8 protein-coding genes are annotated in these 14,764 nt (G+C 67.0%); 7 read left to right on the plus strand and 1 reads right to left on the minus strand.

The genetic code is table 11. The features are described 5' to 3' along the window. Positions 1-254: 254 nt before the first annotated feature. From dnaN to AC1AYD_RS04295, 7 genes are all read left to right on the plus strand, one after another. Complete coding sequence (dnaN, locus tag AC1AYD_RS04265) at positions 255-1,379, plus strand: DNA polymerase III subunit beta (protein ID WP_476503279.1); 1,125 nt, start codon at positions 255-257, stop codon at positions 1,377-1,379. A 261-nt stretch (positions 1,380-1,640) separates the two neighbouring features. Then, positions 1,641-2,930: a DNA replication/repair protein RecF gene (gene recF, locus AC1AYD_RS04270; protein ID WP_476532547.1), complete on the plus strand. Its 1,290-nt coding sequence runs from the start codon at positions 1,641-1,643 to the stop codon at positions 2,928-2,930. Beyond that, a complete protein-coding gene (locus tag AC1AYD_RS04275; RefSeq protein ID WP_034525641.1) occupies positions 2,927-3,397 on the plus strand; it encodes a DciA family protein in 471 nt (156 codons plus the stop codon). Before recF ends, AC1AYD_RS04275 begins: the two co-directional genes overlap by 4 nt. 262 nt (positions 3,398-3,659) lie before the next feature. Then, positions 3,660-5,762, plus strand: coding sequence for a DNA topoisomerase (ATP-hydrolyzing) subunit B (gyrB, locus tag AC1AYD_RS04280; RefSeq protein WP_420796381.1), 2,103 nt, complete (start codon positions 3,660-3,662; stop codon positions 5,760-5,762). Positions 5,763-5,863: 101 nt separating this feature from the next. After that, positions 5,864-8,590 (plus strand): DNA gyrase subunit A, encoded by a 2,727-nt coding sequence (gene gyrA / locus AC1AYD_RS04285; protein ID WP_476503283.1) that lies wholly within the window; start codon positions 5,864-5,866, stop codon positions 8,588-8,590. Positions 8,591-8,646: 56 nt separating this feature from the next. Further along, positions 8,647-9,237, plus strand: coding sequence for a DUF3566 domain-containing protein (locus AC1AYD_RS04290; protein WP_476503284.1), 591 nt, complete (start codon positions 8,647-8,649; stop codon positions 9,235-9,237). Between the two features lie 1,044 nt (positions 9,238-10,281). After that, positions 10,282-13,557 carry a bacterial Ig-like domain-containing protein gene (locus tag AC1AYD_RS04295; protein WP_476503285.1) on the plus strand — a complete coding sequence of 1,092 codons (3,276 nt, stop codon included), beginning with the start codon at positions 10,282-10,284 and terminating at the stop codon, positions 13,555-13,557. 156 nt (positions 13,558-13,713) lie between these two features. Here AC1AYD_RS04295 and AC1AYD_RS04300 read toward each other — a convergent pair whose 3' ends face one another. Next, positions 13,714-14,733, minus strand: coding sequence for a LacI family DNA-binding transcriptional regulator (locus AC1AYD_RS04300; protein WP_476503286.1), 1,020 nt, complete (start codon positions 14,731-14,733; stop codon positions 13,714-13,716). Between the last annotated feature and the right edge of the window lie 31 nt (positions 14,734-14,764).

Below are 14,764 nucleotides of genomic sequence, written 5' to 3' on the forward strand. Positions count from 1 at the left end.
AGGGTTTTCCACACTATCCACAAGCCTTATTACGACTACTACTTACGTGTTCTCTTGACTCACCATAGTGGGAACGTCACCTTCCGCGCGAGCGAAGCGAAGCGCGGGGCGCAATCGCCTAGAATGAATCCCAGCTCAGGAAAAAGCCGAAAATCGTTCGCCACAACGCATCGTGCGGGATTCGCGCAAGGAGCCGTCCGGGAGAATCGCGTGTGGCGAACGAAAACGACGAAAACGAAACGAAAGCAGGCACCATGAAGGTCGAAATCAACTCCTCCGCGTTGGCGGACGCCGTCGCGTGGACCACCAGGGTCATCGACGCCCGCCCGTCGAACCCGATCCTCGCCGGCATCAAGCTCGAAGCGGTCGACGGAACGCTGCAGCTGTCGGCGTTCAACTACGAGATCTCCGCCCGTCACCACATCGAGGCCGGCGTCGACGAGGCCGGTTCGGTGCTCGTGCTCGGCAAACTGCTCGCCGACATCACCAAGTCGCTGCCCGGCGAGAAGACCTACCTCGCCACCGACGGCTCGACGATGACGATTACCTCCGGCAAGTCGACCTTCACGCTGCAGCTCATGCCCGAGGCCGAATACCCGGATCTGCCCGGAATTCCGGGCAAACTCGGCCAGGTCGACGCCCCGACCTTCGTGCAGGCGGTCGCCCAGGCGTGCGTCGCGGTCTCCCGCGAGGAGAACCGTCCGGTCCTGACCGGTGTGCGCATGCAGTTCGACGGCGACAAGGTGATCATGACCTCGACCGACCGCTTCCGCCTGTCGCGTGCCAGCTTCACCTGGACTCCGAACGACATGGACGTGAACACGACGACGCTGGTGCGCGGTTCGCTGCTGCGCGACATCGCCCGTTCGCTCGACGAGCACCAGAACGTCGTCGTCGATTTCGACGTGGACTCCCCCTCGCTGCTCGGTTTCGAGAACGCCGGCCGCACCTCCACCTCGCAGCTCATCGACGGCGAGTTCCCGGCGGTCGACCGACTGTTCGCCGACGACTACCCGATCCAAGCGGTGGTCGATCGCCAGTCGCTGATCGCCGCGATCAAGCGAGTCGCGCTGGTCGCCGAACGCAACGCCCCGATCCGCATGGTGTTCTCCGGCCAGGAGGTCACACTGTCCGCCGGCGCGATCGACGAGGCACAGGCCACCGAGGTGCTCGACATCGACATGGACGGCGACGATATCACCGTCGCGTTCAACCCGTCCTACCTGATCGAGGGTCTGAGCGCGATCACCGAACCGTTCATCCGCATGAAGATGACGACCGCGGTCAAGCCGGTCGAGTTCAACGGCCAGCAGGAGGCCGACTCCGACGAGTCGATGGACTACCGCTACCTGCTCGTCCCGATGCGCTTCAACAGCTGATTCGGAACGGCGGCGCTTGCGGTAGCGTTAGCGATATCGCAAATCCGTCCGCCGTAACGAATATCATCATCGATACCACGGCCGGGGCTCCACGCTCCGGCCTTCCCAATCCGCACAAGTCCCCGCGAACCGCACAAAACCGAACATCCCGGCACGTGCCCCACTTCGCCCCACTCCCCCGTCCCCGCCAATCGCCCATTAATCACCCGCGATTCCAGCCGAATCCCCGTCGATCACCCCACACCGAAAGGCCGCAAACCCATGTACGTCTCCCGCCTCGCGCTCGACCACTACCGCTCCTGGGGGCAGCTGGTGGTCGACTTCGCGCCCGGCGTCAACGTGCTCCACGGCGCGAACGGTCTGGGCAAGACGAACATCGTCGAGGCGGTCGAGGTGCTGTCCACCGGAACCAGTCACCGCACGTCGTCGTCGCTGCCGCTCGTCGAGCGCGGCGCGACGAAGGCCACGATCCGCGCGAACGTGACGGACGGCGACGGGCGCGCGGCGGACGGCGACGGGCGCGCGGCGGACGGCGCGGCTGCGGCCGACGCCGGCACCGCCGCCGCGACGCCCGCGCGCACCGTCACCTACGAGGCGACGATCGCGGCGCGCGGCGCGAACCGCGCACGCGTCGACGCCGGTCCCTCCCGCTACCTGCGCGACATCGTCGGCGAGGTGCCGTCCGTCGCGTTCACGCCGGACGACCAGCGTCTCGTCGCCGGCGACCCGGCCACGCGCCGCAACTTCCTCGACCAGGCGGGCGCGCTGCTCGTCCCGCGGTACGCGGAACGCCAGCAGCGCTTCACGCGCATCGCCCGGCAGCGCGCGACGCTCCTCAAGCAACTCCAGAGCCGCGAGGGCGCGTTCGACGCGGCCCTGAGCGGCCTGGAGATCTGGACCGGCCAGTTCATCGACGCGGGACTCGAGCTCACGCGCGTGCGTGCGCACATCGTCGACCGTCTCGCCGGCCCGTTCGCCGCGATCTACGCGCGGCTCGCGTCCGGCAACGGCGAGGCGGGTCTCGCCTACGCGCCGTCGTTCGCCGAGGCGACGGCCGTTCCGGCCGGCCCCGACGGCGACGCCGCGTTCGACCCGCGTCCCGCCATCGCCGCCCACTTCCAGCGCCTGTACGCGGGCGAGGTGGCGCGCGGCGTGAACCTCATCGGGCCGCAGCGCGACGACCTCGCCGTCACGCTCGACGGCGTCCCGGCGCGCGAGTTCGCGTCGAACGGCGAGATGTGGACGATGGCGTTGGCGCTCAAGATGGCGTTGTTCGAGGCGGTCGCCGAGGATCGCGGCGTCAGGCCCGTCGTCATCCTCGATGATGTGTTCGCGCAGCTCGACGAGTCGCGGCGCGAACAGATCCTCGATTTCGCGATGCATCAGGACCAGGTGCTCATCACCGTCGCCGCGGCCGGCGACATCCCCGCGATGCCGCCGAGCGTGGCCGGACGCACGGTGAACGTCATCGACGTGGACGAGCTGCGGCGCGCGTCGGAGGCCGGCGACGGCGTGGATGCCGCCGCGCCGGAAGCGGCGGCGACGCGATGAAGCCGCCGATCGCCGTGACGCTGAAACTCGACCCGCGCGAACTGCCGGCGCAGGTGTTCGAGCGCTACGCGGCGCGCGAATCGTCGCGCAAGGCGCGCGCCGCACGCGCCGAGGCCGCGTGGGAGAGCTTCGGCAAGCCCGGGCGCGACCCGGCGCGGCTCGGCGGCGTCGCGAACCTGATCGCGCGCAACGGCGACTGGATTCCGCATTTGAAGCTCTCCGAACTCAACAACCACTGGGACCGCGTCGTCGGACCCGCCATCGCGCAGCACTCGCACGTGATCGCCCTGCGCGACGGGGTGCTCACGATCGGCACCGAATCGCAGGTGTGGGCGACGCAGCTCACCTACCTGATCCCGCAGCTGGAAAGCACGATCCGGCGCAATCTGGAGGGATTGACGGTCGAACGGATCCGCGTGGTCGGCCCGGCCGCCGGATACACGCGCAAGTGGGCGCGGCGGCGGTAGGCAAATCTCGGCCCCCTCTGACGAGGGGGGGCTCCCGCGAAGCGGGTGGGGGAGAGACCGGACAGGAAGGGACTTCGTCTCCGATATGCCCCTAAACGCGTTTCTACGGGGTGCTATGGCGTTCGTCGGCAAAAACGAGTAGAATTACCCGCAGTATGGCCGAAACGCTCCATGACCCCGTAACGGGCGATTTTGGGGCATAGGCCCGCGAAACAACCCTTCGCGTGAAGAACATGCAGGGAACATGTAGGAAGGAAGCCCTGTGGCGGATTCGTTGGACAATGCCGAGAGCAAGGAAGAACAGCTCAAGGCCGCGGACGAACACATCAACACCACCGAACTGCAGGAAGGCGAGCTCGACGAGTCGATGACCCCCGAGCATTACGACGCCTCCGACCTGAAGGTGCTCGAAGGCCTGGAGGCGGTGCGCATCCGCCCGGGCATGTACATCGGCTCGACCGGTCCGCGCGGCCTGCACCACCTCGTGTACGAGATCGTCGACAACTCCGTCGACGAGGCGCTCGCCGGCTACGCGAGCCACATCGAGGTGTCGATCCTGCCGGACAACGGCATCCGCGTCGTCGATGACGGCCGCGGCATCCCGGTCGACATCGTGCCCGGCGAGGGCGTCTCCGGCGTCGAGACCGTCATGACCAAGCTGCACGCCGGCGGCAAGTTCGGCGGCGGCGGCTACGCGGTCTCCGGCGGCCTGCACGGCGTCGGCATCTCCGTCGTCAACGCGCTCTCCACGCGCGTGGACGTCGAGGTGCGCCGTCAGGGCTTCCACTGGACGCAGACGTACATCAACCAGCACCCGACCGACCGCCTCGCCAAGGGCGAGCCGATGGCCGAGGGCGAGTCCACCGGCACGTCCGTCACGTTCTGGGCGGACCCGGCGATCTTCGAGACCACCGTCTACGACTTCGAGACGCTGCGCTCCCGCTTCCAGCAGATGGCGTTCCTCAACAAGGGCCTCAAGATCTCGCTGACCGACCTGCGTCAGGTCGACCAGGCGGGCGACGAGGTGGCCGGCGACGGCGACAACGTGGCCGAGGAGCTGCACCAGAGCGTCACCTACCAGTACGCGAACGGCATCAAGGACTACGTCGACTACCTCGTCAAGTCCCGCAAGGCGACGCCCGTCGAGGACGAGGTCATCAACTTCGACGCCGAGGACCTCAAGCTCGGCATCTCCGCCGAGATCGCGATGCAGTGGACCACCGCCTACTCCGAGGCCGTGCACACGTTCGCCAACACGATCTCCACCACCGAGGGCGGCACGCACGAGGAGGGCTTCCGCGCGGCGCTCACCTCGCTCGTCAACCGCTACGCGCGCGAGAAGAACATCCTCAAGGACAAGGACGAGAACCTGTCCGGCGACGACGTGCGCGAAGGCCTGACGGCCGTGGTGTCCGTCAAGCTCACCACCCCGCAGTTCGAAGGCCAGACGAAGACCAAGCTCGGCAACTCCGAGGCGAAGACCTTCGTGCAGCGCGTCATGACCGACAAGCTCGGCGACTGGTTCGACGCGCATCCGGGCGAGGCGAAGAACATCATCCAGAAGGCCATCGAGGCGTCCCGCGCACGTCTGGCCGCGAAGAAGGCGCGCGAGAACACGCGCCGCAAGTCGATCTTCGAGTCGGCCGGCATGCCGGACAAGCTCAAGGACTGCCAGTCCTCGAACCCGGAGGAGTGCGAGCTGTTCATCGTGGAGGGCGACTCCGCAGGCGGCTCCGCGATTCAGGGGCGCAACCCGATCACGCAGGCCATCCTGCCGCTGCGAGGCAAGATCCTCAACACCGAGCGCGCCAGCCTCGACCGCATGATGAAGTCCGACACCATCGAATCGCTGATCACCGCGGTCGGCGGCGGCTACGGCGAGGACTTCGACCTGTCGAAGGTGCGCTACCACAAGGTCATCATCATGGCCGATGCCGATGTGGACGGCGCGCACATCGCCACGCTGAACCTCACCCTGTTCTTCCGCTACATGCGCCCGATGATCACCGCCGGATACGTGTACGTGGCCATGCCGCCGCTGTACCGCCTCAAGTGGACCAAGGGCCCGCACGACTTCGTGTACACCGACTCCGAGCGCGACCGCGTGCTCGCCGAAGGCAAGGCGAAGGGACGCCAGCTGCCGAAGGGCGAAGGCATCCAGCGCTACAAGGGTCTGGGCGAGATGAGCTACCAGGAGCTGTGGGAGACGACCATGGACCCGGAGCACCGCGTGCTCAAGCAGGTGCAGATCGAGGACGCCGCCGCGGCCGACGAGACGTTCTCGATGCTCATGGGCGACGAGGTCGAACCCCGCCGCCTCTTCATCCAGCGCAACGCCCGCAACGCCGCCTGGATCGACGCGTAGCGCGGGGACCGCAGAACTTTGCGCCCCCTTTAGGGGGAGCAAATCGCAGGGCAGCTGACAGCTTCCTTCACGGGAGCGAATCGAAGACAAAGGAAACGTAAGTGGCAGATGAGAACAACAACGATGACGGCCTGAATGAGGGGCAGATCGACGGCCAGCCGACCGGCGACGGCTCGATGGAGCCGTTGAGCCCGCAGGAGGCCGACAACACCGACTACGGCCTGATGACCGGCGAACGCATCCAGCGCAAGGACCTCCAGGTCGAGATGCGCGAGTCGTACCTCGCGTACGCGATGAGCGTCATCGTGGACCGCGCCCTCCCGGACGTGCGCGACGGCCTCAAGCCCGTGCACCGTCGCGTGATCTACGCGATGTACGACGGCGGCTACCGCCCCGACCGCGGCTACAACAAGTGCTCCCGCGTCGTCGGCGACGTGATGGGCAAGTACCACCCGCACGGCGACTCCGCGATCTACGACACCCTCGTGCGCATGGCCCAGTCGTGGTCGATGCGCTACATGCTCGTCGACGGCCAGGGCAACTTCGGCTCCCCCGGCGACGACCCGGCCGCCGCCATGCGTTACACCGAGTGCCGCATGGCGCCGCTGTCGATGGAGATGGTGCGCGACATCGACAAGGAGACCGTCGACTTCGTGCCCAACTACGACGGCAAGACGCAGGAGCCGACCGTGCTGCCCGCGCGCTTCCCGAACCTGCTGTGCAACGGCTCGTCCGGCATCGCCGTCGGCATGGCGACGAACATCCCGCCGCACAACATGCGCGAGGTGGCGGACGGCGTGCACTGGGCGCTCGACCACCCGGACGCGAGCCGCGAGGAGCTGCTCGACGCGCTCATCGCCCGCATCAAGGGCCCCGACTTCCCGACCGGCGCGACGATCCTCGGCCACAAGGGCATCGAGCAGGCGTACCGCACCGGCCGCGGCCTGATCACGATGCGCGCCGTCGTGAACACCGAGGAGATCAAGGGCCGCATGTGCCTGGTCGTCACCGAACTGCCGTACCAGGTGAACCCGGACCGTCTCGTCGTGTCCATCCGCGAGGCCGTGCGCGACGGCAAGATCCAGGGCATCGCCGACATGCGCGACGAGACGTCCGGCCGCACCGGCCAGCGCCTCGTGCTCGTGCTCAAGCGCGACGCCGTGCCGAAGGTCGTGCTCAACAACCTGTACAAGCACTCCCAGCTGCAGCAGACGTTCGGCGCGAACATGCTCGCGCTCGTCGACGGCGTGCCGCGCACGCTCTCCCTCGACGCGTTCGTGCGCCACTGGGTCGCCCACCAGCTCGACGTGATCGCCCGCCGCACCGCGTACCTCAAGCGTGAGGCCGAGGAGCGCGACCACATCCTGCAGGGCTACCTCAAGGCCCTCGACATGATCGACGAGGTCGTGGCCCTGATCCGCCGCTCCCCCGACGCCGACGCCGCGCGCACCGGCCTGATGGAGCTGCTCGACGTGGACCAGGTGCAGGCCGACGCGATCCTCGCGATGCAGCTGCGCCGCCTCGCCGCCCTCGAACGGCAGAAGATCCTCGACGAGCACAACGAGCTCATGCGCAAGATCGCCGACTACGCGGACATCCTCGCCAAGCCGGAACGCCAGCGCAAGATCGTCGGCGACGAACTCGACGAGATCGTCGCCAAGTACGGCGACGACCGGCGCACGCGCATCCTGCCGTTCTCCGGCGACATGACCGAGGAGGACCTGATCCCCGAGGAGAACGTGGTCGTCACCGTCACGCACTCCGGCTTCGTCAAGCGCACCAAGGCCGACGAATACCGCGCGCAGCACCGCGGCGGCAAGGGCATCAAGGGCGCCAAGCTGCGCGAGGACGACGTGGTGGACCACTTCTTCCTCACGTCCACGCACAACTGGCTGCTGTTCTTCACGAACAAGGGCCGCGTGTACCGCCTCAAGGCGTATGAGCTGCCCGAGGGCTCGCGCGACTCGAAGGGCCAGCACGTGGCGAACCTGCTGCAGTTCGGCCCGGACGAGAGCATCCAGGCCGTGCTGTCCATCCCGAACTACGAGGTCGCCAAGTACCTGGTGCTCGCCACGCGTTCCGGCAAGGTGAAGAAGACCGCGCTGTCCGAATACGATTCGCCGCGTCAGGGCGGACTCATCGCCGTGCGCCTCATGGCCGACGAGAACGGCGACGCCGCGGACGAGCTGATCGGCGCCGCGCTGTGCAACGCCGAGGACGACATCATCCTCGTCTCCAAGCTCGGCATGAGCCTGAAGTTCCAGGCCGACGACGCCCAGCTGCGCCCGATGGGCCGCCAGACCGCCGGCGTGCAGGGCATGAAGTTCCGCGACGGCGACGAGCTGCTCGCGATGGACGTCGTGCCGTCCGAGACCGACAAGGACCTGCTCGTCGTCACGAACGAGGGCTTCGCCAAGCGTTCCGCGATCTCCGAGTACCGTCTCCAGGGCCGCAACGGCCTCGGCATCAAGGCCGTGCAGCTCGCCGAGGGACGCGGCTCTCTGGTCGGCGCGGTCGTCGTCTCCGAGGACGACCAGGTGCTCGCCATCATGAAGTCCGGCAAGGTGATCCGCTCCGCCGTGGCCGAGGTCAAGCGCACCGGCCGCAACACGCAGGGCGTCACGCTCGCCAAGCCCGACAAGGGCGACGAGATCATCTCCATCGCGCGCAACGAGGAGACGGACGACGAGGAGCAGCCCGCCGACGGACAGACGCCCGTCGGCGCGGACGCGACGGACGCCGCGGAAACGACCGCCGACTCCGCCGCCGGCGCCGCCGTCGAGGCGGCCGGCGCGGAGACTGTGAACAACGGGCCGGAGCAGGCGTAATCGTCTGCGAAGATTGCTAGTCTCTCTAGAGATTCAGCGAATCGTGAAGGAGCAACATGAGCGACAACCAAGAAGAGCTGCACGAGGAGCGCGTGCCGGAAGTGAAGCTGCCCGAGCGGCCCGAAGCCGAGCAGGAGCATGCGCCGCGCGTGGCCCGTTCCGTATCCAACAAGCCGCTGATCGATGAATCCCAGGCACGCGAGCACGCCGAATCCAAAGCGCAGCCGTCCGCCGGCGTCTCCGGCGGCATCAAGGTCCGTCCGGCCGTGCGCCGCGGCACCCCGCGCGCCCGCCGCATGAACCTGTCCCTCACGCGACTCAACGTGTGGAGCGTGGCGAAGGTGTCGTTCATGATGTCCATCGCCGGCGCGCTCATCCAGATCATCGCCGCGGCCCTCGTCTGGCTGTTGCTCAACGTGGTCGGCGTGTTCGACCAGATCACGCAGATCGTCGCCTCCACCGGCCTCAACGCGGACGGCTTCAACCTGGCGCAGGTGTTCTCCCTGCCCACCGTCCTGTCCGCCGTGACGATCTTCTCCATCGTCGAGATCGTGCTGGTCACGATCCTCACCGTGGTCGTCGCCGCGATCTACAACGTCGTCAGCTCCCTCGTCGGAGGCGTCCACGTGACGCTCGGCGACGACTGATCGCCGGCTGACGGATAGGCCGGTATCCGACCGGTTTCGCAACGCAAAGGGCCCGCTTCGGCGGGCCCTTCGTCGTATGTGGGCTGTGTGGGGAGGGCGTGTCTGTATTTTGCGCTGTATTTTGCGCCCCTTCAGGGGGAGCTGGCGCGCAAAGCGCGACTGGGGGTGCGTGTGTGCATGTGCGTGTGTGTACATGTGCGCGTGCGTGGTGTGTGTGGGGTTGTGTGCGTGGGCATGCGTAGGGCGTGTGGGGTGTGTGCGTAGGTCGTATTGGGGCATAAGGGGTGGCGGGGATGCCTGCTCCCCCATGCTTGGGGGAGCTGTCGGCGAAGCCGACTGAGGGGGGCCTGAAATTGCGGAAGGAAGTCCGCCGATCGCTCCTCCGCGGCATGGTGCAGCCTGTCCGTTCGTCCCTCGATGAGAACCGGGGGTGTTTCCATGTCGAGGGACAATCGTTCAGCCGAAATCCTGCCCCTCGGCGAGGAATCGGTCTGAACTTGCGTCGAGGGACAAGTTTTCTTGCCCCTCGACGCGATTCGCAGGTGATTTCGCGTCGAGGGGCGGCGCCCGGCGGCGTGGGCGGTATCGGTGGTGCGCGGAATCGTTGGAAAACAAGGGTTTTGGTGATTTGTGGCGATCGGGTTCGTTGGCGATTCTTGCCCCTCGGCGTGAATGACATGTGATTTCGCGTTGAGGGACAAGGAAATGCGTCTCTCGACGAAGATTCGGAACGATTCCTCACCGAGGGGCAAGATGCCTGTCCCTCGGCGTGAATCAGGACGAATCGGCTATCGAGGGGTGCCCTCCTCCGAGGATGCTTCTCAGCCCGGCGAAGCCGGACGGTTCCCCCTGAAGGAGAACAAGGTATGGGGAATGTGTGATTCGGCGAAATAGCAGGGTTGTAAGCGGTCACAATATTGGGTTATGATAAGGGCAACCATTGTTGGTTGCGTTATCATTCGCGCGGTATCAACGCGGACATGGGAAGGATATGTCCGGTGCCGGCACGATTCGATGACGAGGAAGGAACAAGGAGGATCTTTCATGATCATCAGGAAACTGTTCGGAGGGGGAATCGCGGCGGCCACACTGCTGTCGGCCGGCGTGCTCGCCCTGCCTCTGAGCGCCCAGGCGGATCAGACCGCACCTGCCGCTGTGTCTGCGGAGACCGTGGTCGCAGCGCAGGAGACGACCAAGCCGAATCCGCCGGCGACGGATGTGCCGGCCACCGACAAGGTGCCGACGTACACGAAGTTCGAGGCGATCGCCGATCCCGGCTCGAAGGACAAGAACTATTTCCAGCCGCTCTGGTACGCGAAGGACTCCGACGAGGCGACCACCGGCCACCACATCCAGGCGCACGGTGGACAGGTCGTGCCCGTCCAGGAGAACGGCCAGACCGTCTACTACTGGTACGGCGAGGACCGCTCCTCCGGCTACTACAACTCGCACGGCGTGCACGTCTACCGCTCCACCGACGGCATGAACTGGGTGGACAAGGGCGTCGCGATGCGCTCCATCTACTATGACGGCGAGCTCGCCGACGACAGCTACTTCACCGACCTGTACGGCCTGAAGAAGGCGGACGGCACGTTCGACGAGGCCAAGGCCAAGAAGATCGCGTTCTACCTCAACACCAACACCGACGAGGACGGCGACGGCGTCAAGGACACCGCCAACGCCATCTTCGAGCGTCCGAAGGTGCTGTACAACGCGAAGACCGGCAAGTACGTGATGTGGTGGCACGCCGACGGCTCCCCGACCGTCGCGTCGACCTCCAACTACGCGCGCTCGCTGGCCGCGGTGGCCGTCTCCGACTCCCCCACCGGCCCGTTCAAGCTGACCGGCGCGTTCCGTCTGCCGAACCGCGAGGACTACACGACCGGCCACAAGGCTGCCGTGCCCGGCGGCTCGCGCGACATGACCGTGTTCCAGGACGACGACGGCACCGCGTACCTCGTGTGCTCCTCCGAGGAGAACCGCACGCTGTACATCGCCAAGCTGAACGACGACTACACCAACGTGGTCAAGACCACGAAGGACACGTCGAAGGTCAAGGACATCGACCTGCAGTACTCCGAGAACGGCGAATACCCGTACACGCTGGCCGACGGCGGCGAAGGTGCCCCGGTCGCGGGACAGGACTTCGTGATCGTCAAGGACCGCGGCATGCTCGAGGCCCCCGCCATGTTCAAGGCCGACGGCAAGTACTACATCATCGCCTCCGGCGCCACCGGCTGGGCCCCGAACAAGCAGACCTACTACACGGCCGACTCGGTGTTCGGATCCTGGATCCGCGGCGTCAAGGCCGACGACCAGTACGAGAACACGAACTTCGCGAACCTGCCGGAAGGCGCGGACGGCCTGCTCTCCGTGGGCGACACCCGCGGCACGACGTTCGGCTCGCAGACCGCCTCCGTGTTCCAGATCCAGCCCGGCAAGTTCATCTACATCGGCGACCGCTGGGATTCCGGCAAGTCCGACTCCACGTACGTGTGGCTGCCGATCACCATCGACAAGACCACCGGCGCGCTGACCATGCAGAACCCGGCCACCCAGGATCCGGCCACGTACGGCGACGGCTGGGACGTGAGCTACTGGGAGCAGTCCGCCGACAACCCGCTGAACCTCGCCTCGATCACCGTCGACGGCAAGGCCATCGACGGGTTCAACGGCGGCACCACCTCCTACACGGTCGACACCGGCGTGTGGGGCAAGGTCCCGACCGTCAAGGCGGTCGCCGCGAACGCTGCCGACACGACGGTGAGCGTCGACGCGAACATCGCGCGCGCGATCATCACGGTCGCCTCCAAGACGGACCCGGCCAAGACCCGCGTGTACACGGTTCGCTACACCTCGACCACCGAAGGCGCGAAGGCCGTCTCCGACCCGTGGAAGACCACGAGCTGGGGCAACGCCGGCGCGTTCGCGCAGGGCGAGACCGACGGGCTGTTCCGCATCACCGACGCCTCCAACACCGGCGCGTGGACGAACAAGGACAACCTGACCACCATCTACCAGCCCGCCAAGCTGGGCGTCGGCGACTCCATCGAGACGACCATCGTCTCGTCCCAGGCCGGCAACAACGAGGACCCGCGCGCCGGCATCATCGTGCGCAACGATCTGAGCGCGTCCGGCCGCGGCACGGCCCGCGGCTACGCGCTGCTCGTCGCCAGCCTCAAGGGCAGCTACTTCCAGACCGATTCGGACAACAACGGCTACATCGACAAGGAATCCGCCAAGGCGACCGACGCCGTCACCTCGGTCGATACCCCGATCGCGCTCAAGCTCGTGCGCACCAGCGCGACCGAGATCGAGGGCTTCTACCGTCTCGCCGGCGCTTCCGCGTCCGAGTGGAAGAGCCTCGGCACGGCCACGCTCGGCTCCGACGCAGCCGACAAGCTCGACGTGGGCGTCTTCGCCACGTCGAACAACGGCCGCGGCGACTACACCGCCATCTTCGACGGCACCACGGTGACCGCCAAGGGCGAGCCCGAACCCGAGCCGACCGTGACCGGCATCACGGTGGACGCCGGCGAGGCCAAGACCGACTACGCGGTCGGCGACACCTTCTCCGCGTCCGGCCTCAAGGTCGCGAAGACCCTGTCCGACGGCAAGACGGCCGACGTCACGGAAGACGGCTACACGCTGACCGGCGCCGACCCGGACGGCAAGGCGGTCGACCTGACCAAGCCGTTCGCCGAGGCGCTCGCCGGCAGGAAGGTCACCGTGACCGTCGCCCTCAAGGACGACGCCACGAAGACCGCCTCCTTCGAGGTGTCCGTCAAGGCGAAGGCGGTGACGCCCGAGCAGGCCACCGTCACGTCCATCGCCGTGACCAGGAAGCCCGCGAAGACCGAGTACACGGTCGGCGACGCGTTCGACCCGGCCGGCCTCGAAGTGACCGCCACCCTGTCCGACAAGACCACGCGCGTGCTGACCGCCGACGAGTACCTGCTCACCGGTTTCAGCTCCGCCAAGGCCGCGGACGCGGTCACCGTCACCGCCACCTACACCGGCAAGGACGCGGGCAAGAACCTCAAGCCCGCCACCTTCACGGTCAAGGTCAAGGCGCAGCCGTCCGGCGAGGGCGGCAACGGCGGTAATGGTGGCAACGCGGGTGACTCCGGTAACGCTGGTTCCGGTTCCGTCAACGGCAATTCCGGTAACTCCGGCAATTCCGCGACATCCGGCAACGCCGCCAACGGCTCCGGTTCCGGCCTCTCCGCGACCGGCTCCGCCGTCGCGCTCGCGGCCGGCGTGACCGCGCTGCTCGCGCTCGCCGCCGTCGCGCTGTTCGCCCTCCGTCGTCGCGACTGACCGACGATGACGCGATGACCCCCTCAGTCGCGTGAAACGCGACAGCTCCCCCTGAAAGGGGGCGCAGGGAGACGGTCATGCGCAAAGCGCATGTCAATCCCTTGCGCCCCCTTCAGGGGGAGCTGGCCGGCCGCAGGCCGGACTGAGGGGGTTTCACTACGCGGACTGGCGGGTGATGATCGAGGTGGGGAGGAGCTTCACGTAGTAGGACGGGACGTCGTCGCCGTGCAGCATGCGCAGCAGCGTCTCGGCCATCTCGCGGCCGTGCAGCTGCGAATCCTGCCGCACCGTGGTGAGTTTCGGATTGGTGAGCAGGGCGAGCGGCGAATCGTCGAATCCGGTGACGGCGATGTCGTCGGGCACGCGGCGTCCGAGACGGGTGAGCTGGTTGATGACGCCGATGGCGATGCTGTCGTTGGCGCAGACGAATCCGTCGATGTCGTCCAGCATCGGCTGGAACGCGACGGCCGCCATCTCGCCGCTGGTGATCTCCCAATCGTCGGCGTAGTACACGCGGCGATCGTCGTAGGCGTCGCCCACCGCGTCGCGGAACCCGTCGAGACGGTTGCCGGCCGTGGGCGAATAGCCGGGGCCGCACACGTAGACGAGACGGTTGCGCCCGGATTCCAGCACGTAGCGCGTGATCGCGCGCTGGCCCTCCCTGTTCTCGAAGTCGATGGCCGGGTACGGCAGGTCGCCGCGGTCGCTCACCTCGGCGCGCACGACCGGCCGCCGGACGTTCAGGAAGGCGTTGGCGAGGCTGTCGTCCTCGCTCAGCGAGAACAGCAGGTAGCCGTCGGCGAAGTCGCTGTTGACGAGCTGCGTGATGCGCTTCGTCGAGTCCGCGGAGTTCGCGATGAGGGTGACCATCTGGTAGCCGGCGTCGCCGAGCACCTGGTTGGCGCCGGCCATCGCCTCGGAGACGCTGGCCTGCACGAGCGTCTCGTTCGCCTCGACCTGGATGATGAGCGCGATGGTCTGCGTGCGCTGCTGGGCGAGCGAGCGGGCGGCGTTGTTCGGCGTGTAGTGCGCCTCCTTGATGGCGGCCGAGATGCGCGCGGCGGCGTCCTTGGAGACGTGCTCGTTGCCGTTGAGGTAGCGCGAGACCGTGCCGTAGGAGACGCCGGCGATCCGCGCCACGTCGCGGATGGTGGCCCGTTTGGGTGCTGCTGTCATGTAAGCCATCGTAGGTGATTCCTTTCCCGCG

Source organism: Bifidobacterium sp. LH_426 (genome assembly GCF_056356875.1).